Genomic DNA, 586 nt, shown 5'->3' on the forward strand with positions numbered 1-586 from the left:
CCGCCTCAATTTTCGAAACTGCCTCGACAAATGGGCATTCCACCAGATAATCCACCCTGCCAAAAAGGCGTCCTGCGCGTTCTTCGTTCGTAATCAGACTTTCTTTTTTCTTTTTTATCCTTCTGGATATTGACGTGTGTTTCTTAATTCTGTTTAGTTTTCAATGATCTCTCCGGCTTCTTTTGCCGACTTGAATATCTTACACTCTTTTCGCTTTTTAGTCAATCTTTTTTTTAACTTTTTTTGCTTTTTCTCTCCGGTCCTTACGTCCCTTTCCTCGAGTGCCTATTTAATTTACCATATCCCTTTTGTCTTGTAAAGCCTTTTTTGTCTTTTTTTGTAAAAAAATAAATTATCTTTGATTTTATTTTAAAATTCGTCAAAATGTTGCTCAATAAGTTGTCTTAATTTGCTTAAAGTTCTGTTGAGCTTGCGTACATAGACTTGCCTGGATATGTTGTGCTTCTTGCCGAGTTCTTGATAAGTTTTTCGCTTTACATCCTCATAAAAGAAGCACTCATCTATTATTTGCCTTTCGATTACTGATAACTCTTGCAATGCAGTCATTAGTGCTTTGTGCAGATTA

1 protein-coding gene is annotated in these 586 nt (G+C 35.8%); it reads right to left on the bottom strand.

From position 1 onward, the window contains the following. Positions 1–369: 369 nt before the first annotated feature. Positions 370–586 (bottom strand): sigma factor-like helix-turn-helix DNA-binding protein (locus IE212_RS35810; protein WP_229864741.1); only part of this gene is annotated, 217 nt, incomplete at its 5' end.

This window comes from Streptomyces djakartensis, from assembly GCF_014651075.1.
Classification (GTDB): Bacteria; Actinomycetota; Actinomycetes; order Streptomycetales; family Streptomycetaceae; genus Streptomyces; species Streptomyces djakartensis.